Origin of the sequence: Pseudomonas koreensis, assembly GCF_036668835.1 — a bacterium.
GTDB classification, from domain to species: Bacteria; Pseudomonadota; Gammaproteobacteria; order Pseudomonadales; family Pseudomonadaceae; genus Aquipseudomonas; species Aquipseudomonas koreensis_I.
Genome location: NZ_JAZEVW010000009.1, coordinates 233,613 through 257,927 on the forward strand (window position 1 = coordinate 233,613; position 24,315 = coordinate 257,927).

At 61.7% G+C, this 24,315-nt stretch carries 22 protein-coding genes; 6 read left to right on the forward strand and 16 right to left on the reverse strand.

What is annotated here, in order from left to right:
- Nucleotide 1: 1 nt before the first annotated feature.
- Genes V6F91_RS23085 through V6F91_RS23100 form a run of 4 tightly spaced genes read right to left on the reverse strand, consistent with a single transcriptional unit; the run spans nt 2 to nt 7,780 of the window.
- Nucleotides 2-4,576 carry an alpha-2-macroglobulin gene (locus V6F91_RS23085; RefSeq protein WP_332768483.1) on the reverse strand — a complete coding sequence of 1,525 codons (4,575 nt, stop codon included), beginning with the start codon at nt 4,574-4,576 and terminating at the stop codon, nt 2-4.
- The gene (locus V6F91_RS23090) at nt 4,573-5,238 is read right to left on the reverse strand and encodes a DUF1175 domain-containing protein (RefSeq protein ID WP_332768537.1); all 666 of its coding nucleotides are present in this window, start codon (nt 5,236-5,238) and stop codon (nt 4,573-4,575) included. Before V6F91_RS23090 ends, V6F91_RS23085 begins: the two co-directional genes overlap by 4 nt.
- Nucleotides 5,223-6,950: a DUF2138 domain-containing protein gene (locus V6F91_RS23095; protein ID WP_332768485.1), complete on the reverse strand. Its 1,728-nt coding sequence runs from the start codon at nt 6,948-6,950 to the stop codon at nt 5,223-5,225. The genes V6F91_RS23090 and V6F91_RS23095 overlap by 16 nt, the downstream gene beginning before the upstream one ends.
- A 35-nt stretch (nt 6,951-6,985) precedes the next feature.
- On the reverse strand, nt 6,986-7,780 hold the full coding sequence (locus V6F91_RS23100) for a YfaP family protein (protein WP_332768487.1): 795 nt from the start codon (nt 7,778-7,780) through the stop codon (nt 6,986-6,988).
- Between the two features lie 336 nt (nt 7,781-8,116).
- On the opposite strand from V6F91_RS23100, the gene V6F91_RS23105 reads away from it, so the two are divergent.
- The 6 genes from V6F91_RS23105 to V6F91_RS23130 all read left to right on the forward strand — a co-directional run bounded on the left by V6F91_RS23105 (nt 8,117) and on the right by V6F91_RS23130 (nt 15,274).
- The gene (locus V6F91_RS23105; protein WP_332768489.1) at nt 8,117-9,424 is read left to right on the forward strand and encodes an AAA family ATPase; all 1,308 of its coding nucleotides are present in this window, start codon (nt 8,117-8,119) and stop codon (nt 9,422-9,424) included.
- On the forward strand, nt 9,417-10,007 hold the full coding sequence (locus V6F91_RS23110; protein WP_332768491.1) for a retron system putative HNH endonuclease: 591 nt from the start codon (nt 9,417-9,419) through the stop codon (nt 10,005-10,007). Before V6F91_RS23105 ends, V6F91_RS23110 begins: the two co-directional genes overlap by 8 nt.
- A 101-nt stretch (nt 10,008-10,108) precedes the next feature.
- The gene (locus tag V6F91_RS23115; RefSeq protein WP_003228627.1) at nt 10,109-10,351 is read left to right on the forward strand and encodes an exodeoxyribonuclease VII small subunit; all 243 of its coding nucleotides are present in this window, start codon (nt 10,109-10,111) and stop codon (nt 10,349-10,351) included.
- The gene (ispA, locus tag V6F91_RS23120; RefSeq protein WP_332768494.1) at nt 10,348-11,235 is read left to right on the forward strand and encodes a (2E,6E)-farnesyl diphosphate synthase; all 888 of its coding nucleotides are present in this window, start codon (nt 10,348-10,350) and stop codon (nt 11,233-11,235) included. Before V6F91_RS23115 ends, ispA begins: the two co-directional genes overlap by 4 nt.
- Nucleotides 11,236-11,326: 91 nt before the next feature.
- Nucleotides 11,327-13,225, forward strand: coding sequence for a 1-deoxy-D-xylulose-5-phosphate synthase (dxs, locus tag V6F91_RS23125; RefSeq protein WP_332768496.1), 1,899 nt, complete (start codon nt 11,327-11,329; stop codon nt 13,223-13,225).
- A 165-nt stretch (nt 13,226-13,390) separates the two neighbouring features.
- Nucleotides 13,391-15,274 (forward strand): TonB-dependent receptor domain-containing protein, encoded by a 1,884-nt coding sequence (locus V6F91_RS23130; protein ID WP_332768498.1) that lies wholly within the window; start codon nt 13,391-13,393, stop codon nt 15,272-15,274.
- 138 nt (nt 15,275-15,412) lie between these two features.
- Here the strand turns inward: V6F91_RS23130 and V6F91_RS23135 are convergent, their stop codons facing one another.
- From V6F91_RS23135 to nrdR, 12 genes are all read right to left on the reverse strand, one after another.
- Nucleotides 15,413-16,213, reverse strand: coding sequence for a helical backbone metal receptor (locus V6F91_RS23135; RefSeq protein ID WP_332768500.1), 801 nt, complete (start codon nt 16,211-16,213; stop codon nt 15,413-15,415).
- Nucleotides 16,213-16,632 carry an MFS transporter gene (locus V6F91_RS23140; protein WP_203419659.1) on the reverse strand — a complete coding sequence of 140 codons (420 nt, stop codon included), beginning with the start codon at nt 16,630-16,632 and terminating at the stop codon, nt 16,213-16,215. The genes V6F91_RS23135 and V6F91_RS23140 overlap by 1 nt, the downstream gene beginning before the upstream one ends.
- Nucleotides 16,629-17,246, reverse strand: a complete 618-nt coding sequence (ribA, locus tag V6F91_RS23145; protein WP_332768503.1) for a GTP cyclohydrolase II — start codon at nt 17,244-17,246, stop codon at nt 16,629-16,631. Before ribA ends, V6F91_RS23140 begins: the two co-directional genes overlap by 4 nt.
- A gap of 243 nt (nt 17,247-17,489) precedes the next feature.
- Nucleotides 17,490-18,227, reverse strand: coding sequence for a transporter substrate-binding domain-containing protein (locus V6F91_RS23150; RefSeq protein ID WP_332768505.1), 738 nt, complete (start codon nt 18,225-18,227; stop codon nt 17,490-17,492).
- A gap of 32 nt (nt 18,228-18,259) precedes the next feature.
- The gene (locus V6F91_RS23155; protein ID WP_332768507.1) at nt 18,260-18,763 is read right to left on the reverse strand and encodes a phosphatidylglycerophosphatase A; all 504 of its coding nucleotides are present in this window, start codon (nt 18,761-18,763) and stop codon (nt 18,260-18,262) included.
- The gene (gene thiL, locus V6F91_RS23160) at nt 18,760-19,725 is read right to left on the reverse strand and encodes a thiamine-phosphate kinase (protein WP_332768509.1); all 966 of its coding nucleotides are present in this window, start codon (nt 19,723-19,725) and stop codon (nt 18,760-18,762) included. Before thiL ends, V6F91_RS23155 begins: the two co-directional genes overlap by 4 nt.
- 27 nt (nt 19,726-19,752) lie before the next feature.
- Nucleotides 19,753-20,253, reverse strand: coding sequence for a transcription antitermination factor NusB (nusB, locus tag V6F91_RS23165; RefSeq protein WP_039761889.1), 501 nt, complete (start codon nt 20,251-20,253; stop codon nt 19,753-19,755).
- Nucleotides 20,250-20,726, reverse strand: coding sequence for a 6,7-dimethyl-8-ribityllumazine synthase (gene ribE / locus V6F91_RS23170; RefSeq protein WP_258447870.1), 477 nt, complete (start codon nt 20,724-20,726; stop codon nt 20,250-20,252). The genes nusB and ribE overlap by 4 nt, the downstream gene beginning before the upstream one ends.
- 90 nt (nt 20,727-20,816) lie before the next feature.
- Nucleotides 20,817-21,908: a bifunctional 3,4-dihydroxy-2-butanone-4-phosphate synthase/GTP cyclohydrolase II gene (gene ribBA / locus V6F91_RS23175; protein ID WP_093097920.1), complete on the reverse strand. Its 1,092-nt coding sequence runs from the start codon at nt 21,906-21,908 to the stop codon at nt 20,817-20,819.
- A 21-nt stretch (nt 21,909-21,929) separates the two neighbouring features.
- A complete protein-coding gene (locus tag V6F91_RS23180; RefSeq protein ID WP_090286709.1) occupies nt 21,930-22,592 on the reverse strand; it encodes a riboflavin synthase in 663 nt (220 codons plus the stop codon).
- A 47-nt stretch (nt 22,593-22,639) separates the two neighbouring features.
- On the reverse strand, nt 22,640-23,770 hold the full coding sequence (gene ribD / locus V6F91_RS23185; RefSeq protein WP_332768516.1) for a bifunctional diaminohydroxyphosphoribosylaminopyrimidine deaminase/5-amino-6-(5-phosphoribosylamino)uracil reductase RibD: 1,131 nt from the start codon (nt 23,768-23,770) through the stop codon (nt 22,640-22,642).
- On the reverse strand, nt 23,767-24,231 hold the full coding sequence (nrdR, locus tag V6F91_RS23190; protein ID WP_172833237.1) for a transcriptional regulator NrdR: 465 nt from the start codon (nt 24,229-24,231) through the stop codon (nt 23,767-23,769). Before nrdR ends, ribD begins: the two co-directional genes overlap by 4 nt.
- Between the last annotated feature and the right edge of the window lie 84 nt (nt 24,232-24,315).

A 24,315-nucleotide genomic window follows, 5' to 3' on the forward strand; every position in this document is an offset into this window, starting at 1 on the left:
GTCAGTTGACCGTGACCTGGCCAAGCGCGGCTTTGGTTTCCTGAGCCTGATGCTGCGGCGCGTAGACCTGCTTGAACCGCACCGGCGGCAGGTTGAACTGGCCTTTTTGCGAGAAACGCACCAGATGGCGCAGGCGCAATTCGCCGCTCAGCGCATCCACCGGCACCGCGTAGGCCAGTTGCCCCGGCTCGAATCGAGCCTTTTCCAGCGCGGTCGGTTCGGAGCCGTCCTTGCCCTGCAACTTGATGCCCCAGGTGGTGCGCTCGACATCGGCGCCCGGTGGCAGCGGTACTTCGAGCATGCCGTAGCGCAGCGGTTTCGGCGCTTTGCTGGTAAGGATCACTTCGTCCAGATACAGGCTATCGCTGGAGAGCGGTTTAGTGCCGACCGGCTCGAGTTTGAAGGTGAACGCTTCGTCGCCTGGCACCAGTCGCGACAGACGACGGGTGATGGTCACCGCCATCGGATCGACCGCTGGCTGTTGGGTCTGGAAACTCAGCGCCGCGCGCAGCGGACGTTCTTGCGTGCCGGACACGCTCAACACGCTTGGAACCGATGTCGGACCCTGCCAGGTCCAGTACATCTCGCCGCTCGCGCCGTAGTGTTTCTTCCAGCCTTCACCCGGTGCGAGGGCGATGGTCGGCGACGCCTGGGCAATGCTGCGTTGCAGCCAGGTCAGCGCCAGCGCGCGTTCGAGGGTCGATTGCTGCGGCAGCAGACGTTGCAGCAGCGCAGTCGCACGGCTCTGATCGAATGGTTGCAGCGACAAGTTCAGCGCTTCGACGAAGGGCTGCGAGCTGACCGCCAGACGTTGCTGTGCAGCAGACACCTGACGATTGAACGCTTCCGGCAAAGTCACTTTCGCTTGTGTGGCCAGCGAGGCAGCCAATACCCGCGCCGCCGCCAGACCGAGCGCCGAATCCGGATCGCTCATCACCAGACTGTCTTCGCCATCGTCCAGCACGGTTTCGGCACTGCCCTCACCGGCCTTGGCCAGATCGTCGATCAAACCGCTGAGCAGCGTGTTCACCGGCAGATGCATCTGTTTGGCGAACGACAGAATCAGCGCCCGTTGCAGCAGCGGCGTGTTCGGCGCTTGCTTGGCGTAGACCTCCAGCACCCGCTGCCAATGCTCCGGCGGCAGGGTCAGTTCGAGCACCTGACTGGCGTTCCAGTCAGCGTAGTAAGCGTAGGCCGTGAGGAACGCATCTGGCTCGCCGTCATAGCCCCACCAGGTAAAGCTCGCCGACGGCCCGGCCATTTGCACCAGACGCAGGCGGCTGTTCTGCATGATCAGGCGCAAGCGATCGCGAATCTGCGGGTTCGACGCCAGCGACGGATAAGCGATGCTCAGCGGCAGCAAGCGGCTGGCGGTCTGCTCGACGCCGCCGTACGGGTAGCTGAGCAGATCATCGAGGGCGGAACGGAACAGCGCTTGCGGACTGTCATCCAGACGCAGGCGAATATCCGTGGCGTCAGCCGGCAGACTCAACGGCGTATCACCGCTGGCAACCTCGAGACTTTGCGTTTGCGTCACTTGCCAGCCATCGCCGGTTGCACTCAGGCGCACGGCCAAGGCGTCAGCGGTTTTACCGTCCTGCACCAATTCCGCCGTCCATTCACCGGAAGCCAGGGCGAACCCCGGAATCGGCAGGTAGTTGATGCCGTTGTTCAAGGTCACCGGCAGACGCTGCTCAGCGCCGGCATAACGCGTGACCAGTTCAGCCTTGAGCGGCTTCTCGGCCTGACTGAACGCGAACACGCCCAGTTGTGGCTGATCGCCTTTGCGGAATTTGCTCGGCCCGCTCCACTTCAGGTACAGCGGTTTTTCCGAACGGACGAACTGCTTCTTCTGCCCGACCTGACCGTCATCGGCGATCGCGCGCGCAGTGATGCGCCAGCGGGTCAGCGAGTCCGGCATCTTGAAGGTGAAACGGGTTTTGCCGTCGGTGCCGGTCAGCAGTTCCGGCTGCCAGGCGGCGGTGTCGACGTCTTCGCGACGCGGCCGCTCCAGTACTTTCACCCCGCGTTCGCTGCGGTTGGCCTTGCCCGGTGCGCCGGGGCTGCCCGGCAACGCGACGTCATAACTGATGAACGACAGGCTGGCACTGGTGCGCACGTTGTTGCGGCGCGGGTGATAGAAAAACTGGTCGATGGTCGGCGCGACTTCCGGTTGCAGCGCATAGACCATTTCGTCGACGACGCTGACCGTCAGGTGCGCCGGTACTGCCTTGCCGGCGAATTGCGTGGTCAGGTCAACCGTGACCGTATCGCCCGGCAAGTACACCGCTTTGTCAGTGCTGATCGCCACGTCGATCTGCGGCGCGATCACTTTGATCCCGGCGTTCTGGAAGCTGTACTGACCGCCTTTGGTGTAGAGCACGGAGAAGGTCAGGTTCGGCGCGAAGTTGTCCTTCACCGCAATGCGCGCGCGGTATTGCGTGGCGCTGAGCTTTTCCAGTTTCAGCCAGTCAGCGCCCTTGGCCAGCAGCGCGGTGGCTTCGACCTTATCGCGCTCCAGCGACAACAAGGCATCGCTGACCGGCTCGGGGAAGGTAATCAGCGCCAGCGCTTCATCGCCGGCCTTGTATTCAGGCTTGTCGAGGACGATCTCGACGGTACCCGGCACGGCTTTGACGCCATCGCCCGTCACTGAATGGCCGGTGGCGCCGAGGACACGACCGTGTTGATCCTTCAGCGTCAGGTTGTAGGTGCCCGGACGTTCGAATGCCAGGCTGAAGCCTTTGTCGGTGGCGGCGAGTTTGCCCTCGCCGGTGCTCTGATCTTCGAGACGCACCCAGCCATAGCTGCTCGGCGTCACCGCTTTACTCGACTCGCTGCCGCCCTCATTGGCGTAGCTGAACGCGACCTTGTCGCCGATCGCGCTGAAGCGTTGCGGCGCGCTCAAGCGGAAGCTGGCGGCGCCACGGTCGATAAGAATTTCCTTGGTGGTCTTGACCCGATACGCCGCACCATCGCTGGCGAACACGGTGAGCATGTAGCGGCTCGGTTTGTCCGCAGCCGGCAGGTCGAGGGTCGCGTTGCCTTTGCTATCGGTGGTCAGTTCGGTGCTGGTCAATTCCACCGGGAATTGCCCGAGGTATTGCAGCTCATTGTCGACCATCGACAATTGCTGGGCGCGCAGGCTCAAGCTCAGCTTGGCGTTGGCCACCGGTTTGCCGTCCGGGTAGAGCAGCACCAGACTGCCTTTGACCGGCTCGCCGGTGCGGTAATCCTGCTTGGCCAGATCCAGGGAAATCTCGAAGTGCGGCTTGATGTATTCGGCGACGCGGAAGGCACTGCTGTAGGCCTGATCCTTGTAGTTGAAACGGATCTCGTAACCGCCGGCCACGGCGTTGTCCGGCAACTGGAAACGGCCCTGAGTACCGGCCTTCGAGTCGAGTTTGAGGTCGAGGTGTTGCAACTCGGTACCGGTCGCGTCGAGCACGCTGACGCTGACGTCCGCCGCCCCCGGCAATACCGAATCGCGGGCATTCTTGAATTCGCGACCGACGATTTTCAGCGACACCCAGTCCCCCGGGCGATACAGCGGCCGGTCGGTGAAGGCATACAGTTTGGTGTCGTAGATTTCGCTGTCGTAGTAGAAGTTTTCCGAGACGAATACACCGCCCTCTTCGTCCTCGCCGATGACGAACGAACGCTCGGGGCTTACGTGTTTCAGGCGCAGCAGACCGTCGCTGTCGGTGGCACCGCTGCTCATCACGCCGAGGCCGTCGGTCCACAGCACATTGACCTTCGGCACCGAGCTGCCTTCGTGTTTGCGTGCGGCCCAGACCAGCAGTTCGTCACCGGCAATCTTGCTGACCGCCACGGTGTTGGAAACGAAGACCATGGTCGTCGCGCGGTACTTGCCGATCAGCGCCTCGACCAGGTACAGCCCCGGTTTCAGCTGACCCAACGGAATGTAGACGTTGCCCGGCGCGACGCTGACGAAATCACTGGAAGAGCCGGCCAGATCGACCCCGGCCGGGGGCTGGATCGGCTTGGCCTGCCACAGCGGATAACGGAACTGACTGACCACCGGCAGGCCCGGAATCAGGGCAAATTGCGGCTGCGCGTCGTACGGCGTCGGCGCGGCCATCGCGTCGCCCATTTTCAGTTCCGGCACTTCTTCGGTGACCTGCTTGCGCGACTCGTAGGAGAACGCGCGCTGCATCACCCGACGGGATTTGCGGTACCAGTTGTCCCACAGGTACGCGAGGGTGTTGGACAGCCCTTCGCCCTTGAACTGGCCATCGCTGACCACCCGGTGCAGGTTTTTCTGGCGCTTGAGGAAATCCAGCGGTTTGTCGATGCGGTACACGCGAATGTCGGCGCCGCCATACGGTTCCATGCGGAAACGCCGGTAGTCACGGCCCGGCGCCTCAAGGCGCACCATGGCCTGCTCGTCCGCTGCGAAACTGCTGTCGGCGAGTAGAAAGAAGCTTTCGCCGGACACCGGCGTGTAGCCGCTGGGCTCGACCGAATCGTCGGCATTCACGCTCGCCAATGGCAGCAACAGCGCCAGCAGCAGAGGAATTCGGGAACAGATACGCAACATGCGGGCACCGGTCATTGGGAGAGAAAATTCAGTCGATAGACGCCGATGAAGTTGGGGTTGGCTGCGTCGGGTATCCATCGGGTGTCCTTCCATGTCATGAGTTGCTGCAGGCTTGCCGAACGCATGCCGTTGTCTGTGGGGGTGGTGGTGCCGGTGTGATAGGCGATGTAGCGGCCCATCCAGATCATCAGGTGCTGGTCGTCGCCCTGATCGAAAAACATCAGGTCACCGGGCCGCGCCTGCGACACGTCACGGCCGACCAGATGACTGTTGAACTGAATCAGTTTGATCGCGTTGACGTACGGCCCGATCTTGCCGCCGCCCTGCTGCCACTGTTGCGCAAGCTTGCGCTGTTCGTCGCTGAGCGCCAGCTCTGGCGGCAGGTAGCGATTGGACAGGCCATTGCTGCGCAGCCACTTGTCATCGTGGACTTTCAGCGCTTCGTTGGCGGCGAAGCGCACCAGCCCGGCGCAGTCCTGCTGATACCAGCGCGGGCTCGGGCCCTGGCTCAGTTGCTCTTGCGCGATACGCACGAACCAGGCGCGGAATACCTGCGATTGCGCCGGATCGAGCGCCGGGGCTTTTAAAGGTAGAGAGTCGACGGCTCGGGCGCCCGCGCTGAGCAGCAGCGCGAGCAGGCCGAGGCTACGGATCAATGTCGTCACAGCGCTTTCCATTCCAGCGGCAGCCATTGCCAGTGGCCGTCCGGCTCACTGCCTTCGGGCAAGGTCAGGGCATATTTGCCATAGCCGCCGAGGGTGCGCAGTTTCGGCAGCAGATAGGTTTGCGCGGCGTTGAAGAACACCGGCTCCATGTCCTGGGGCAAGCTGTCGAGGGTTTCGCGCTGCATCAGTTGCGCCATCGCGTCCGGGCCGAAGTAGATCGGCATCAGTACATCTTTTGGCAAAACGTCGGCCATCGGCGGGAAGCGCTTTTCAAGGGTGCCGAGGGCTTTGTCGAGCAGTTTGTCATCCAGCGAAAACAGCAGCGTCGAGCCGTGCCGGGCGAGGCTGACGTTCATGAACGCCTTGCCTGAAATCGCCTCCGGGTTCTGCGCAGTCTTCGCCGCATACGGACCGAAACTGGAGCTGACCTGGCGCTGCCAGACGTGGCTTTGGCCTTCCTGCTTTTCGACCACCGGGAATACGTTTTCCGCAACGTTGGGCTCGAACGCGCCGACCATCGAGCCGAACAACTTGCCCAGATCGCCGTCGAGCTTGCCGCTGTCTTCGTCTTTCAGACTGGCGACCAACAGCGGCGTGTACAACCGCGAATCGGCGTACCAGCACAGGCCGGCCGCACCGGCGACGTGCTCGGTCAACGTTTGCGCCACGGCGTCGTCGGCGCCGAGCTTCACCAGTAGCGGTTTCTGCGGTTCGGCTGCCACCGGCAAGGTCACGCAGGCACTGGCGCCCAGTGGCATCGCCTGCCACACCGGTTGGAAATCAAAGTCCGGCTGGTTTTCCAGCTCGTCCATGGCCAGGTAGGTGTGCCAGCCCTTGTCGTCCATGTCGAAACGCAGCCCGGCGAAATTCGGAATAAAACGCTGATAGCCCATGGCAAGCACGCTGGCATTGACCGACAGCCGCTGCTTGGTTTCAGGGTTTTTCGCCGGCAGACCGAACGCTTCGGGAAAGAGTTTTTCGCCGTTGAGCAATGCCGCCAATGCTTGCGAGGAAACGTGGCCGGATTCTTCAGACGCGCCGTTCTCGGGGTCGTAGTACTTGGCCGGGTTGGACAACACCACCAGTTTGTCGCCGCGCGAGGCGAACAGCAGCGATTTGCTGGCGTTGTAGCTGAGCTGATAAAGCGGTACCTCGTCGCTGCCAACCTTGAGGTTGCCGAGGACGCTGAGCTGGCTGTCATCCAGCGCGACTTTCGCCAATGGTTCGAGCACTTTCGCCAGCCCGCCGCGATCCATCACCAGCAGGAAATCCTTCAAGCGGCCATCGGCGCCACGCCACAGCGCGACATCAGCCGGCTGATCGAAAAGTTGCTCGATCAGGCTGTCCTGAAGTTTCAGATCGTGCTCGTAGACGATCCGCCGCAGGCTGCCGATCAGGCCGAGGCGATCGGCATGGGTTTCGTAATAGAAGACGAAATCTTCGGTCAGCGTGGCTTTGAGGAACGGCACCGTCAGCAGGTCTTTGGGCAACTGGCTCAGCGAGCGGGTTTCCAGCAACGCGTCCGGGCGACTGAGACCAAGCTTGTCACCGGCCAGCTCGGCCGGTGGCGCCTTGGGCTTGAGCAGCAGCCAGCCGAATCCGCCCGCCACGCCGGCGATCAGGCACAGCCCGAGCAACAGCATCGGCCAGCGCCGCGAAGGTTTGGCCGCTGGCGTCGTGGCAGCCGGAGTAGCGGCAGCGGGGGTAGCAGTGTTATCGCTCATGTTCACAACATCCGAGTTCATCCGTGGCGGGATGCTTAATAGTTGAAAGTCTTGACCAGCAGCAGATCACCGATTGCCCGCAGGGGCACGATGAAGGTTTCGCGTTTTTCGTCGACGGTGTTTTCGTTGAGCACCAGCGTGATTTGCGAGGTGATCACCTCGTTCTGGTTGCTGGTCTCCTCGAAGTTATAGCCGCCGTCGCCGTAGTTGCCCCAATAGTTGACGTAAACCAGATAGGTGCCGTGCAGCGGCGCCGTCATGGTGAACATCTCCGGCCCCGGCCCATCGACCCCGTCCGGGTCTAAACCGCCGCCATTGCTCAGCGCCGGCCGCGCCCAGAACGCATGCTGACCGTCGGGGGTGACAATATGCAGATCGAGTTCGGCTTTCGGGTCGTCCCAGCCCAGGACAAGACGAATCCGCGCCGGCGTGCGCAGATTATTGGCTTCATAAAATTGCACGCGCTTGAGCGACTGGCCCTCGGCACTGATCACCTCGACGCTGTTGGAACCGGCGCCGAACGCATACGGCCGGGCGAAGCGGCCCTGGTCGTCGGTGTACAGATTGAGTGGATTGCCATTCACCGCGAGGCTATGCGGCGGACGCATATGGCCGAGGGCTTTGAGCTGCCCCTGAATCATCGTGCGATTGCGTTGAATGCCGCGATCGATCGGCGGCGTCGGATAGGCGACCTGCGGGTTTTCCGTGCGATCGAGCAAACCGTGATAGCGCCAGCCACCCACCGGCTCCGACAATTCGGCGCTCGGCGCAGCCGCCCACAGCCCCGGCGCACAGGCCAGGCCGATCAGCAGCAACAGAAATGAACGCATGTGACGCCTCCTGCCATGCCCCAACGAAACCTTGCACCCGATCCTCGGCACTTCACAGCGATAAACTGCGTTTCGTCTGATGGACCCGCGAATGCGGGTCGTCGAAGGCGCGAAGATTAGCGATTCGGCAGTTTTTTAACAATCGGATACATGTGCTTTTGCTGTAGGAATTGCGCTTTCGAGAGGGCGTGAGCCGAATAGCGAAGTTATTCGGCTCACAAAATGAGCCGAATACGTGAGGCCCAAGCATTGATTTCGGCTGGAGCTCAAGGTCTTCTCATGGTCAACTACCGCCACAAAGCCGTCGGCAAGGACGGCAGAACCTGAGGTCGCCTTGTGAAACTGCGCAAATTGAAATTAAAGGACTTCCGTCGATTCGAGGAAATCGAGATAGATTTCCATCCTGAGCTGACGGTTATTGCTGCACGTAACGGGCAGGGTAAAACTACCATCCTGGAAGCCATTGCGACTGCTCTTGGCCCATTTATCGGGGCATTCGATATGGGCAAATCCAAACACATCGAGCGCACAGACGCTCGTTATGTTCGCTTAGGCAACAGTTTCGAAAACGAGCAGAAATTTCCAGTAGTCATTGATGCAGTCCTGGATGAACCCTTTATCGAGTGGCAAAGATCCCTTCATGGCCCCAAAAGCCGGACGACAACCAAAGAGGCGTCTGCACTTGCAAGCTGGGGCAAAAAACTTCAGGAATCACTACGCACCGACGCAGGCACAGCCTTGCCGCTGATCAGCTATTACCCAGCTGGACGTCTGTGGATTACTCATAAAAACAGCTCTCGAAAAGCTGTGGTCAGTGCCAGTCGGACGACCGGTTATGAGGACTGTCTTTCTTCTGCGTCGAATTTTCTGCAAATGCAACAGTGGATACGCAAGGCAACAATGGCATTGCTACAACAACAAGAGTTGCCAGGGTATGAGGGGTCGGATCTAAAGCCCAGGATTGCAGGGATTCAAAACGCCGTGAATCTGGTACTGGAAAACGAGGGATGGAGCAACTTCCATTACAGCCTCAGCTTCGAAGACCTCGCGATGTCTCACCCTGACCATGGGCTGCTGCCCATCAGCCTGCTGAGCGATGGCGTTCGGGCAATGATTTCGATGACCGCCGACATGGCGTTTCGTTGTGCTCGCTTAAATGGTCAGTATCAGGAGCAAGCGTCTCTTTTAACAGAAGGCATTGTGCTGATTGATGAAGTCGACCTGCATTTACACCCGGCCTGGCAGCAACAAGTCTTGCCAGCCCTGCGCAATGCATTTCCAAAGATCCAATTCATTGTCAGTTCTCATAGCCCGCAAGTATTGACGACGGTTAATCGCGAACAGATCCGCGTAGTACACAAAGACGAGCACGGCTGGATCTCTGAACAGCCCGCAATGAGCCCTTTGGCACAAGCTTCGGGCGATGCGCTGGCCGGAGTCATGAATGTGAGCGCTCGCCCTCCTATGTCGATAGTCGAAACAGCTCACGCTTATGAACAGCTTTTTCGCGACGGCGCAGGCACCAGTCCACAAGCAAAACAGTTGAGGCAGGAGCTGGATGAAGCAGGATATGAGATTTCCAATGCGGACATGGCGCTTTGGACATTTCTCGCAGCGCAAGTCAGGAAGACACGCAATGATTGAGTTGGCTCACAATCCCGTGGCACCTCAAGCCCTTGCCGACTTCAATGCCAGCTACCCACAGGCGGGACCGAGGGATTTCGATGGCGCAGCGTTTCATCAGGTAAAAAAAATCGTCAAGGCGAGCCTCCATTCGGATCAGGGTGGACTTTGTGCTTACTGCGAAATGCCTTTGGAGTCCGATACAGGGCAAATCGACCACATCAAGCCGAAGCGCGGCAATGATGCACATCCGCACCTGACATTCACATATACAAATTATGCTCACGGATGCATTAGGGCTGATGGATGTGGGCAACGAAAAGGTGATCGACTTCTTCCCATCGAACCGGCCCCCGGTTGTAACGAGCGGTTCTCTTTATCTTCGGATGGCTCGCTGGAGCCCATGCCCGCACTCAATAGAAGAGAAAAGCATGTGGTGCGCCAAACCAGAGACATGCTGGGGCTACAAAGTGCGGCTCTCGTACTTGAACGGGAGAAGTGGATAAAGGCATTTGTCAGCCTGCTGAAAGAACAGCCATTAATTGCGAACGATTTTTTGAAGGAGGCGCCGTTTCGCCACATATTGCTTCGCTTACTCAGCTAGCCAGTTGTCATAGCCGAGCATAAGGGCACGCCCGCTCATTTGCCCATACCCCCCCTATCTGCTAGTGTCGCGCCGGTTTAACGTCTACCGGAATTGCCGCCATGGCCCGCAAAAAAGCTGCACTGGATTTCGAACAGTCCCTCGCCGACCTGCAAACGCTGGTCGAGCGTCTGGAGAACGGGGAATTGTCGCTGGAAGACTCGCTGACTGCTTTCGAGCAGGGCATCGGCCTGACCCGTGACTGCCAGGCAGCGCTGGCGCAGGCCGAGCAGAAGGTCCAGGTGCTGCTGGAGCGCGATGGCGAACTCGCCGAGGAACCCTTCGACGCGGAACAGCCAGAATGATTGCAGCGTATTCAGCGACCAGCCAGGCCCGGGTCAACGCGGCGCTGGAGACTCTGTTCAATGCGCCGTTGCCGGAGTTGGCGCGGCTCTACGAAGCCATGCGTTACAGCGTGATGAACGGCGGCAAACGCGTGCGCCCGTTGCTGGCCTATGCCGCGTGCGAAGCGCTCGGTGGCGAGGCCGAGCAAGCCAACGGCGCGGCCTGCGCGGTGGAGCTGATTCACGCGTACTCGCTGGTGCATGATGATTTGCCGGCGATGGACGACGACGATCTGCGTCGCGGCCAACCCACCACCCACAAGAAATTCGATGAAGCCTGCGCAATTCTTGCCGGTGACGGCTTGCAGAGTCTGGCGTTCAGCGCCCTGCTCGACCCGCGCCTGAGCAACTGCAGCAGCGACATTCGCCTGCAAATGGTCACCGCGCTGGCGCAGGCCGCAGGCCCGGCGGGCATGGTTGGCGGTCAGGCCATCGATCTGGGCTCAGTTGGCTTGAAACTCGATCAGAAAGCCCTTGAGCAGATGCATCGGCACAAAACCGGCGCGCTGATCGAAGTCAGCGTGCGCCTGGGCGCCCTCGCCAGCGGCCGGGCCGAGGCGGACGAACTGAAATCCCTGCAGACTTATGCACAGGCCATCGGTCTGGCGTTTCAGGTCCAGGACGACATTCTCGACGTCGAAAGCGATACCGCGACCCTCGGCAAACGCCAGGGCGCCGACATCGCGCGCGACAAGCCGACCTACCCGGCGCTGCTCGGCCTCGACGCGGCCAAGGCCTATGCGCTGGAACTTCGCGATCAGGCGCTGCACGCCCTGCGGCCATTTGACGCGGCGGCCGAGCCGTTGCGCGAGCTGGCCCGGTATATCGTCGAGCGGCGCAACTGACGGCGAATCGGCCAAAAAAGACCAACGCGTGGGCAGGGGCCGATGCATCAGGTAAACTGCCGCATCTTCTATACCTATAACGATTCGCCTGATGCCCACGACGTTTCATGAGATTCCCCGCAAGCGCCCGACCACGCCCCTGCTCGACCGCGCGAACACGCCGGACGGCCTGCGCCGGTTAGGCGAAGCCGAGCTGGAAACCCTGGCCGATGAGTTGCGCCTGGAACTGCTCTACACGGTCGGCCAGACCGGTGGGCATTTCGGTGCCGGCCTGGGCGTGATCGAGCTGACCATCGCGCTGCATTACGTCTTCGACACGCCGGACGACCGGTTGCTGTGGGACGTCGGCCATCAGGCGTATCCGCACAAGATCCTCACCGGCCGTCGCGAGCGCATGGCCAGCCTGCGTCAGAAGGACGGCATTGCCGCGTTCCCGCGCCGCTCCGAGAGCGAATACGACACCTTCGGCGTCGGCCACTCCAGCACCTCGATCAGCGCAGCGCTGGGCATGGCGATTGCCGCCCGCCTGCAGGACAGCGATCGCAAGGCCATCGCGGTGATCGGCGATGGCGCATTGACCGCCGGCATGGCGTTCGAGGCGCTGAACCACGCGCCGGAAGTCAATGCCAACATGCTGGTGATCCTCAACGACAACGACATGTCGATCTCGCGCAACGTCGGCGGGCTGTCGAATTATCTGGCGAAGATCCTTTCCAGCCGCACTTACGCGAGCATGCGCGAAGGCAGCAAGAAAGTCCTGTCGCGCCTGCCGGGCGCCTGGGAAATTGCCCGTCGCACCGAAGAATACGCCAAAGGCATGCTGGTCCCGGGCACGCTGTTCGAAGAGCTGGGCTGGAACTACATCGGCCCGATCGATGGCCACGACCTGCCGACCCTGATCGCCACGCTGCGCAACATGCGTGATCTGAAAGGCCCGCAGTTCCTGCACATCGTCACCAAGAAAGGCAAAGGCTTCGCCCCGGCGGAAGTCGACCCGATCGGTTACCACGCCATCACCAAACTTGAGCCACTGGACGCGCCGGCTGCTGCACCGAAAGCCGCCAGCGGGCCGAAGTACTCGGCCGTGTTTGGCGAGTGGCTGTGCGACATGGCCGCCAGCGACCCACGCCTGGTCGGCATTACCCCGGCGATGAAGGAAGGCTCGGATCTGGTGGCGTTCAGTGAACGCTTCCCGCTGCGCTACTTTGACGTGGCGATTGCCGAGCAACACGCGGTGACATTCGCCGCCGGCATGGCCTGTGAAGGCGCGAAACCGGTAGTGGCGATTTACTCGACGTTCCTGCAACGCGGTTACGACCAACTGGTGCACGACGTCGCGGTACAGAACCTCGACGTGCTGTTCGCCATCGACCGCGCCGGTCTGGTGGGCGAAGACGGCCCGACCCATGCCGGCAGCTTTGACCTGTCGTACCTGCGCTGCATCCCGGGCATGCTGATCATGACCCCGAGCGATGAAAATGAACTGCGCAAGATGCTCACTACCGGCCACCTGTACAACGGCCCGGCGGCAGTGCGTTACCCGCGCGGCAGCGGCCCGAATGCGGTCATCGAGAAAGACCTTGAGCCAATCGAAATCGGTAAAGGCATCGTTCGCCGTCAGGGCCTCAAAGTCGCCCTGCTGGTGTTCGGCGTGCAACTGGCCGAAGCGCTGAAAGTCGCCGAGAAGCTCGATGCCACCGTGGTTGACATGCGTTTCGTCAAACCGCTGGACGAAGCACTGGTACGCGAGATCGCCGCCAGCCACGAGCTGCTGGTGACTATCGAAGAAAACGCGATCATGGGCGGCGCCGGTGGCGCGGTCAGCGAATTCCTCGCGCGCGAGAACATCCTCAAGTCGATGCTGCACCTGGGCTTGCCGGATATCTATGTCGAGCACGCGAAGCCTGAGCAGATGCTGGCCGAATGCGGCCTGGATGAGGCCGGGATCGAAGCGTCGATTCGCCAACGGCTGGCGCTGCTCGACCGCTAACTCGCTGAACACGCAATACCTGTGGGAGCGGGCTTGCCCGCGAAGGCGTCGGCACAGTCAACCTTGATGTTGAATGTACCGGCCTCTTCGCGGGCAAGCCCGCTCCCACAGTGTTTTGTGGAAGCATAAAGTTTGTGTACATCTGCAATTTCTCACGGACCACCGATGAACCTCTCGCGCCTCGCCCTGCCCTTTCTGCTGCTGCCAGCCGCCAGCGCTGTCGCCGACACTTTCGAACGCGATCAGGCGCTGAAGCTGCCGGACACGCTGATCAGCGCCAACCGCCAGGTCGAAGCCCGCAACGACAGCAGCGCCGCCAATACCGTGTTCACCCGCGAAGACATCGATCGCCTGCAACCGAGCGACGTGCCCGACCTGCTGAGCCGCGTGCCAGGCGTACAGGTGGCGCAGACCGGCGGGCGCGGCAGCCTGCCGGGTATTTACATCCGCGGCACGCAGTCGGCGCAGAGTCTGGTGCTGGTCGACGGCCAGCGCATCGGCAATTCGACGTCCGGTGACAGCAACCTGCAGCATTTGAATATCGAGCAGATCGAGCGCGTTGAGGTGCTGCGCGGCTCCCGCTCGGTGATTTATGGCAGTGATGCGATCGGTGGGGTGATCCAGATCTTCACCCGACGCGGTAACGGACAGGGCTTGCAGGCACGCCTGCACATGGGCTTGGGCAGCAACCAGAGCTGGGAGCGCAGCCTCGGCTTGTCCGGGGGCGATGACAAAACCCGCTTCAACCTCGGCGCCAGTCTCGATGAAAGCGCCGGCATCGACCGCACTCACGACTCATACCCGAGCGACCGCGATCACGACGCCTACCGCAACCAATCCATCAGCCTGAGCCTCAGCCATGCGCTGACTGACGACATCGAAGTCGGCGCCAATCTGCTGGATAACCGTGGCAAAAGTGAATTCGACAATCCGTTCGGCCGCTTCGACCCGGTTACGTTCGAGTCGCTGCAGCAACAGCCCTACAGCGATTTCAACGTCAGCAGTCTCAACAGCTACATCGATGCGCGGGTCAATGAACGCTGGAAAACCCGCCTCGAGTTTGGCCACACAGAGAACCGCGAAAAAACCTTCGACAAGCTCAGCGACGAACGCACGGTATTCAACACCTATCGCGACTCGCTGAACTGGCAGAACGACTTGACCCTCGATGCGCGCAACAGCCTGACCCTCGGCGGCGACTGGTACGAAGACCGCATCAACAGCAGCACCGCGTTCGACGAGGACAGCCGCTGGAACCGCGCCGCGTTTATCCAGCACCGCTACCAGGGCGACAGCTTTTCCACCGAGCTGGGCCTGCGCCATGACGACAATCAGCAGTTCGGCAGTCAGAACACCTGGAGCGGCACGTTCACCCTGCCGCTCAACCCGGACAACGACCTGTTGCTGAGCTACAGCGAAGGCTTCCGTGCGCCGACCTTCAATGACCTGTACTACCCGGATTTCAGCAATCCCGATCTGAAACCGGAAACCTCGAAAAGCTACGAGCTGCAGTGGCGCAGCCAGTTGAGCGACAGCAGTCGCCTCGAGGCGTCGATCTATCGCACCGATCTGGAAGACGCGATCATCTTCGGCAGCAATTCACGTCCGGAAAACGTCGCTTCGGCGCGGATCAATGGTTTTGAAGCGGCGCTCAAGCAGGACCTGTTTGGCTGGCAGAGCAATCTGGGCGTTTCGATCATCGACCCGCGCGACCGCGACAGCGGGCACACTCTGGCACGCCGTGCGCGGCGAACGCTGAGCTGGGATCTGGATCGACAGTTCGACCGCTTGAGCCTGGGCGCGAGCTGGCAGGCGGTGAGCAGCAGTTATGACGATCGCGACAACCAGCAATCGCTGGGTGGCTATGCGCTGTTCGGCTTACGTAGCAGTTGGGCGCTAAATCGCGAGATCAAGCTGGATCTGAAGGTCGATAACCTTTTCGACAAGGGTTACAGCCAGGCCAATTACAGCTATGACGGTAGCCAGTATGGGTATCGCGAGGAAGGTCGTGTGTGGATGTTTGGGGTGACCTGGACGCCGGAACCTTGAACTGAAATCTTCGTGGACATGACTGGCCCCTTCGCGAGCAAGCTCGCTCCCACAGTGGATATCTGTTGCACTCAAACTCGGGGTTAAAACCCGATCAAGTGTGGGAGCGAGCTTGCTCGCGAAGAAGCCAGCCTGATATCAGCGGTCGGGCGCGATCAATTGGCAGAGTTTGGCAGTGGCGCCGATCATTTGCCCGCTTGGGCGCTCAAGACCTTTATCAGCGATCAACAGCAACTTCCCCTGCTTCACCGCCACCACCTGCGGCCAACTCTTCCACGCCTCCAGCTGCGCCTGATCCCCGGCCAGTATCACCTCGGGATCACGCTGCAACACCGCCTCGACACTCACTTGCGGCGCTGGCAGATTCAGGTCGGCGAAGACGTTGCGCGCCCCGCAGACCTCAAGCGCATCGCTGATGATCTGCCCGCCGCCGACGGTGTACAGCGGCTTGTCCCAGACTTGATAGAACACCCGCAACGGCACCTCGCGGCGATAGCGCTGGCGCAGTTCAGCAAGCTGCTGGCGCAGATACGCTGCGCGCGTCAGTCCGCGCTCCGGTCGTACCAGGCGCGTGGCGATAACTTCGATCTGGTTTATCAGTTGTTCGAGGGAGTGCGGCTCGGCGACAAAAGTCGCGATACCCAGGCGCTTGAGCTGATCACGCTGCGCTGCGCCGACGCTGCCGGGCCAGAGCAACAACAGATCAGGCTTGAGGCTGAGCAAACGCTCGATGTCGAGCTGGCCATATCGCCCAACCGAGGCCACATGCGCAATTGCCGCAGGACGCTCCCCGGCATCGAGCACGCCGACCAGCAAATCGGCGGAATCCAGCTCAACGACAATTTCCGACAGCGACGGGGCGAGGCTGACCACGCGCAGGTCCGCCAACACCGGGCCAGCGCTGATCAGCAGCAGCACCGCCAGCCAGAGCCGGCGCATCAGCCGAGTTGACGCGGAATACGGTAGAGGTAAAACAGCACCGCCGTGGACAGCGCCAGCAACATCAGCGGCACGGCTTCGAGGCCGACGAACACCGCCAGCGCACCGATCCACGCTGGCAGGGAGGCGACCAGAAACGCCGCGCGGCGACGCGCCGCAAGCGCAATCCACGCCGCCGGTTCATCGGGTGTATCGAGAGCTTTTTGTGTGGCGATCAGCGCATGTTTGTAGCGGCCGAAAAACTTCAGGCTGACGAACATCGACGCCACACCCGCGATGAACAAAGGCATCGCCAGGACCGGCAACAGCCCTTCGCCCGCGCCGAACAACGCATTGATGACGAACAGCGGCAACAGCGCCAGCGCCAGGTATTGCCACCAGGCCACCGACAATCGGCGCCGCACCTGTCCGCGCGTCACGCGCGGTCGACCTCGCCCTGATGCTCATTGCCCATCATGTGATCGAGCTTGCTGGCCTTGGTCGCCAGGTAAAGTTTGTTGTGCGGGTTGTGCCCGGTGTGCAGCGGCACGCGCTCGGCGACGACGATGCCCATCTCGGTCAGGGCTTTGACCTTGCGCGGGTTGTTGGTCATCAGGCGCAGGGATTTGACCCCCAGATATTCGAGCATCGGCAGGCACATGGCGTAGTCGCGCTGATCGGCGGCAAAGCCCAGACGTTCGTTGGCTTCAACGGTATCGGCGCCGCCGTCCTGCAATTCGTAGGCGCGGATCTTGTTCAGCAGACCGATGCCGCGACCTTCCTGGCGCAAATACAAGAGCACGCCACGGCCTTCGCGGGCGATCGCCTGCAGGGCGGCGTCCAGTTGCGAACCACAGTCGCAGCGCTGGCTGAACAAGGCATCGCCGGTCAGGCATTCGGAGTGCAAACGGCCGAGTACCGGAGCGCCGTCGGCAATTTCACCCAGGCTCAGCACGACGTGCTCGCGGCCGGTGGTTTCATCGAGAAACCCGTGCATGGTGAATTGCGCATAAGGCGTTGGCAGCTTGCAAGCGGCAACAAAGACGACAGGCACCGGTGTGCTCCTGATCTGAAGAGTCTGAAATTCGCAGGCCGGCATTGTAACAGCAGGTACCTGTGGACGCTTAGGCTGAATTATCGGGCATAACGATCAAAAAGTTTGATGACAGACTGCCTTGCATCGGTCCCTTGTAGGAGTGAGCCTGCTCGCGATAGCGGACTGACATTCAACATTGATGTCGACTGATCTACCGCTATCGCGAGCAGGCTCACTCCTACAGGGGATTTGAGTTGGGCTTCAATTCGAGGTGAACGGATACGGCTGCTTCCACTTCTCGAAAATGGGCTTCAGCTCTCCGCTCTTGACCAGTTGCGCCATGCGCCGGTCATACAGCGCCATCAACGCCCGGGCCTTTGGCGTATCGGCAAAACCGAGGAACAACGGCAACTCGGCCAGATGCGAATACCGGTACTGCGCCGGGTCCGGTGCATCGCGCACCACGGCTTCAACCTCGGTCCGCGCGTCGATGTAGTAATCCGCCCGCCCCTGCTTGAGCATCGACAGAATGCCGCTGCGCCGCTCGATCTGGTTGTAGCGCTTGATGTTTGGCAGGTAGTTTTCATAGCGATAGCCGCGCACCCACGCCAAGCGGTATTTGCCCAGCGTCGCCTGGGTGGGTTCGGGACTGCTGACCAGCCCCAGTGCGTAAATGTGGTCGGAATCGAAATTCCACTGCGGATACAGCACCTGCGGGGCTTCATCGCGGTAGGAGCCGACCAGTGCGTCGACTTCCTGCAATTGCACCAGGCCGATCGAGCGGGTATACGGCACCGTGCGGATGTCCAGTTTGATGCCAGCCGGTTCGAACACTTTACGCAGAACATCCCAGGCCAGACCATGGCCGTCGGCGGCGGTGTAGTCTTCCCAGTCTTCGCTGGCCAGATGGATCACCGCAGGCGTCGGTGGCGCTTCCTGCGCATGGGCGAACGCGCCCAGAAGAGCCAAAACCAGCATCGCCAACCCGCGTCGCAGCATTTACCTGCCCCCTCACTTGCCCCTGACCCTGATCAGGCGAACAGCCACACCAGCCCCTGCATCGCCAGCCAGGCAAACACCCCGGCGAGCACGTCGTCGAGCATGATGCCGACGCCGCCATGCACATGTTTGTCGATCCAGCGGATCGGCCACGGCTTGAGAATATCGAAGAAGCGGAACACCAGAAAACCCGCGAGCAACCAGTACCAGCCTTCCGGCACCAGCCACAAGGTGATCCACATGCCGACCATTTCGTCCCAGACGATGCCTTCGTGGTCGTGCACGCGCAGATCATCGGCGACCTTGCCGCACAGCCAAAAGCCGAACAGCATGGTGATGCCCAGCATCAGCCAGTAACCCCAGTCGGGCAGCATCTGCCACAACGGAATGAATGGCAGCGCCACCAGCGAGCCCCAGGTGCCCGGGGCTTTCGGCAGCGTGCCGGAACCTAAGCCGAACGCGAGGAAATGCCAGGGATTGCGCCAGACCGACGGCGGCACGAAGTCAGCCGGAACCTGTTTCGGGTGATCTGTCACGGTGTCTCCTGAAAATGTTGATAACCGCGGGTATGCGGGGTGATGTCGCGACCGTCACGATCCAGCAGCACCACGCCCTGGCCGTCGCTGACGCGGCCGATCACATGGATCGGCCAGCCGGCTGCCAGCAGTGCCGGCAGCTCGTCGGACGGCAGCGTGAAGGCCAGCACATAATCATCGCCACCACTGAGCGCCGCACGTTCGGCACCGCGCTGCCCGAGAAACGCCACTAAGGCATCCGACAACGGTACACGCTCGCGTTCAATCTCAAGTCGCACCTTCGACGCCAACGCGATGTGGCCGCAATCGGCGAGCAAGCCGTCAGAGATGTCCAGCGCCGCTGTAGCTTTACCCCGCAAGGCCTGACCGAGGGCCAGTTGCGGTTGTGGCGACCAGTAATGATCAAGCAGCGGTTGGGCGATTTCGGCCGCGGCGTCACGCTGCCCGAGTACCAGCGGCAAAGCCCCGGCGGCATTGCCCAATTCACCGCCGACACAGAGCAGATCGCCCGGTCGCGCGCCGCTGCGGGTCAACGCCTGGCCAGCGGGCACGCGACCAAACACGCTGACCGTCAGGCTCAACGGCCCGCGCGTGGTGTCGCCGCCAATCAGTGTTACGCCGCAACTCTGTGCCATGCGGTTCAAACCGCGGGCATAGGCTTGCAGCCAATCGGCGGTCACCGTCGGCACAGTCAGGGCAAGGGTGAAGGCAACGGGCGTGGCGCCCATGGCGGCCAGGTCACTGACCGCGACGGCCAGCGAGCGCTGACCGAGCAAAAATGGATCGCAAGGGTCGGCGAAATGCACACCGGCCACCAGCGTATCGGTAGAAATGGCCAACTGCTCCCCGGCGGGAACCGTCAGCAAGGCGCAGTCGTCGCCGATCCCGAGAGCAACGCCTTCGCCGCCCTGCGCACAAGGCGCGGCGGCGAAGAAATTGCGGATCAGCTCAAACTCGCCCATGGCTGAGACAAAGTGCTCAAGCGCCAATCAGCGCTTGAACGCCTTCACTTCAGCTTCACGCAGGCGCGGTGCCAGCTTGTCGAGCACGCCGTTGACGAACTTGTGGCCGTCGGTCGAACCGAAGACTTTCGCCAGCTCGATACCCTCGTTGATCACCACGCGGTACGGCACGTCGACGCGCTTGAGCAGTTCCCAGGTGGACAGGCGCAGAACCGCCAGTTCAACCGGGTCCAGCTCTTCGATAGCCAGATCCAGGCAAGGCGTCAGGGCGGTGTCGATTTCGGTCTTGAATTGCGGAACCCCGTGCAGGATCTCGCGAAAGTAAGCGCCGTCGACATCGGTGAAATCGTTATCAACGCGAAACTGCGCTTCGATCTCGTTCAGCGATTGCTTGGCCATGTGCCACTGGTACAGCGCCTGAGTCGCGAGCTGACGGGCTTCGCGACGCTTGACACTCTTCGAGGGCTTGCCGGCATCCGCAGGTTTCGGATCGCGCGGGTTGAAACGATCGCTTTCGTCGCTAATCACTTGGCCTCCAACTGCGCCAGCAGGCTGACCATTTCCAGAGCGGACAGGGCAGCTTCGGCACCTTTGTTACCGGCCTTGGTGCCGGAACGTTCGATGGCTTGCTCGATGGAATCAACGGTCAGCACGCCGAAAGCGACCGGCACGCCGAACTCCATGGACACCTGAGCCAGACCCTTGGTGCATTCGCCCGCCACGTACTCGAAGTGCGGGGTACCGCCACGAATGACCGCACCGAGGGCAATGATTGCGGCGAACTCGCCTTTCTGCGCGACTTTCTGCGCAACCAGCGGGATTTCGAAGGCGCCCGGTGCGCGGATAATGGTGATGTCGTTTTCGCTCACGCCGTGGCGAACCAGGGCATCAACGGCACCGCTGACCAGGCTTTCAACCACGAAGCTGTTGAAGCGGCCCACTACCAGAGCGTAGCGGCCTTTGGGGGCGATGAAGGTACCTTCGATGGTCTTCAGGGTCATTCGTCAGTTCTCTTAAAGAGCCGGGACGCGTCTGCTACGCGCCCCTCAGTGATTATTTGCCGCGAATTGGAGTCCGGAAACAGCCGGTCATTATTCGGAGGGCACGTATTCTACAACTTCCAGATCGAAACCGGATATCGCATTGAACTTCATCGGTGCACTCATCAAGCGCATTTTGCGTACACCGAGGTCACGCAGGATCTGCGAACCGGCACCGACGATGCTGTAGGTGGTCGGTTTTTTCGGCGCCGGCTGATCGCCGGTTTCGCGGATGTGCGCCAGCAGCACGTCGCCGTCGAGCGGGTGGCCGAGCAACAACACCACGCCGCTGCCCGCCTCGGCGACCGCAGCCATGGCGGCGCGCAGGCTCCAGCGGCCCGGTTGCTTGACCATCAACAGGTCGCGCAGCGGGTCCATGTTGTGCACGCGCACCAGCGTTGGCTCTTCGGCGCAAACGGTGCCCAGGGTCAGCGCCATGTGCACGTCGCCTTCCACCGAATCACGATAGGTCACCAGGTTGAATTGGCCCAGTTCGCTGTCCAGCGGCTGCTCGGCAATCCGCTGAACGGTACGTTCGTGGATCATCCGATAGTGGATCAGGTCGGCGATGGTGCCGATCTTGATGTTGTGTTCGGCAGCGAAGGCTTCGAGTTCGGCGCGACGGGACATGGTGCCGTCATCATTCATCACTTCGCAGATCACCCCGCTTGGCTCGTAACCGGCCATGCGCGCCAGATCGCACGCCGCTTCGGTGTGGCCGGCGCGTGCGAGGGTGCCGCCGGCCTGGGCCATCAGCGGGAAGATGTGACCCGGGCTGACGATGTCTTCAGCCTTGGCATCTTTGGCGGCAGCCGCCTGCACGGTACGCGCACGGTCAGCGGCGGAGATGCCGGTGGTCACGCCTTCGGCGGCTTCGATCGACACGGTGAACTTGGTGCCGAAGCCGGAACCGTTGCGTGGCGCCATCAACGGCAGCTTCAACAGCTCGCAGCGCTCACGGCTCATCGGCATGCAGATCAGGCCACGAGCGTGCTTGGCCATGAAGTTGATGTGTTCAGCCTGGCAGCACTCGGCGGCCATGATCAGGTCGCCTTCGTTCTCGCGGTCTTCGTCATCCATGAGGATGACCATCTTGCCTTGGCGGATGTCTTCAACCAGTTCTTCGATGCTATTGAGCGCCACAAGGCACCCCCTTCTTTTGAATTATTTGAGGTAGCCGTTTTGGGCCAGAAAGCTTTCGGTGATCGTGCTGCCGGCGGTCTTCTCGGCGGCCTTGTCACCCAGCAGCAGACGCTCCAGATAACGCGCCAGCAGGTCGACCTCAAGATTCACCCGGCGACCTGGCTTATACGACGCCATGATGGTTTCGCTCAGGGTGTGCGGGATGATCGTCAGCATGAATTCGGCGCCATCGACCGCGTTCACGGTCAGGCTGGTGCCGTCGACGGTGATCGAGCCTTTGTGGGCGATGTACTTGGCCAGCTCCTTCGGCGCGCGGATGCAAAATTCCACGGCGCGGGCATTGTCGCTGCGCGAGACCACTTCGCCGACACCGTCGACGTGCCCGCTGACCAGATGCCCGCCGAGACGAGTGGTCGGGGTCAGGGCTTTTTCCAGATTGACCGGGCTGCCGCTTTTCAGGTCGTTCATGGCGGTGCAGTCGAGGGTTTCGCGGCTGACGTCGGCGGCAAAACCATTGCCGGGCAGCTCAACCGCGGTCAGGCAGACGCCGTTGACGGCGATGCTGTCGCCGAGCTTGACGTCGCTCAGGTCGAGCTTGCCGGTGTCGACATGCACACGCACATCACCGCCCTTGGGGGTCAGTGCACGGATGCTGCCAATGGATTCGATGATGCCGGTGAACATGGGGTTCTCCTTGAGAACGGGGCCAGCGCTAAGGCGATGGCCGGGAATTATACGCGCGCCGCAGGGACAGGGCGGGCAGTGACTCGCCAGTCATCGCCGACCGCGCGGATTTCAGTGATTTTCAGCTCCGGCGCATCCTTCATAGAGGCCAGCGGCCAGTCGAGCAGCGGACGCGCCGTGGAGCCGAGAAATTTGCCGGCGATGAAAATCACGAACTCGTCGACCAGACCGAGCTGCGCGAAAGCCCCGGCCAGACGCGGACCGGACTCGACCAGCACCTCGTTGACGCCGCGATGGGCCAGCTCCAGCAGCAGTTGATGCAGGTCCACCTGACCATCGTCACCCGGCACGATCAGACATTCCGGGCCGTTGGCGTACTGTTCTTCGACGGCCACGCAGGTAGCGACCAGCGCCGGGCCGGCCTTGAAGAACGGCGCATCCAGCGGCACCCGCAGGCGGCCGTCGATCAACACGCGCAACGGCGGGCGGCTCATGGCTAGCGCGGTTTGCTCGGCATCCAGCCCCAACTCTTCAGCACGCACGGTCAATCGTGCACCGTCGGCCAGCACGGTATCGGCGCTGGTCAAAACCACCGCCGCCTCGGCGCGCAAGCGCTGGACCGCCGAACGTGCGGCCGGGCCGGTAATCCACTGGCTTTCGCCGCTCTCCATCGCCGTGCGGCCATCAAGGCTCATCGCCAGCTTGACCCGCACGAACGGCAAGCCGTGTTCCATGCGTTTCAGAAAGCCTTGATTGAGCATCCGCGCTTCGGCTTCGAGCACGCCGCTTTCGGTGGCGATGCCGGCATCGGCCAGGCGCTGCAAACCGCGTCCGGCGACTTGCGGATTGGGGTCGCGCATCGCTGCCACCACCCGCGCCACGCCGGCATTCACCAGCGCGTCGGCGCACGGCGGCGTGCGGCCGTGGTGGCTGCACGGTTCGAGGGTGACATACGCGGTGGCGCCGCGGGCCTGCTCACCGGCAGCGCGCAATGCGTGAACTTCAGCGTGAGGTTCGCCGGCGCGTTCATGCCAGCCTTCGCCGACAATCTGCCCGTCGCGCACCACCACACAGCCGACCCGTGGATTGGGATGGGTGGTGTAGTGACCTTTGCGCGCCAGTTCCAGCGCGCGCGCCATGAAATGCGCGTCGAGAATGGCCTGCTCGGCGGCGGTCATTCTTGCACCGGTTCGCGGGCAAGGCGGTCGATCTCTTCGCGGAACTCGTTAAGGTCCTGGAAGCGCTTGTACACCGAGGCGAAACGGATGTAGGCGACTTCATCGAGCTTTTGCAGTTCGGCCATCACCAGTTCACCGACGACGAGGGATTTGACCTCGCGCTCGCCGGTGGCGCGCAACTTGTGCTTGATGTGAACCAGAGAGGATTCGAGGCGCTCGACGCTCACCGGACGTTTCTCCAGCGCGCGCTGCATGCCGGCACGGAGTTTTTCTTCGTCGAACGGCTGACGGCTGCCGTCGGTTTTGATCAGGCGCGGCAACACCAGTTCGGCGGTCTCGAACGTCGTGAAACGTTCGCCGCAGGCCAGGCATTCACGCCGGCGGCGCACCTGTTCGCCCTCGGCGACCAGACGCGAGTCGATGACCTTGGTGTCGTTGGCACCGCAGAAGGGACAGTGCATGGTGGCTGGCAACAAAAAAAGGGAGGGCCATGGTAGCGCATCCCGGTGGCAAGACAAGCCATAGCCTTTGCGGTATACAGAACG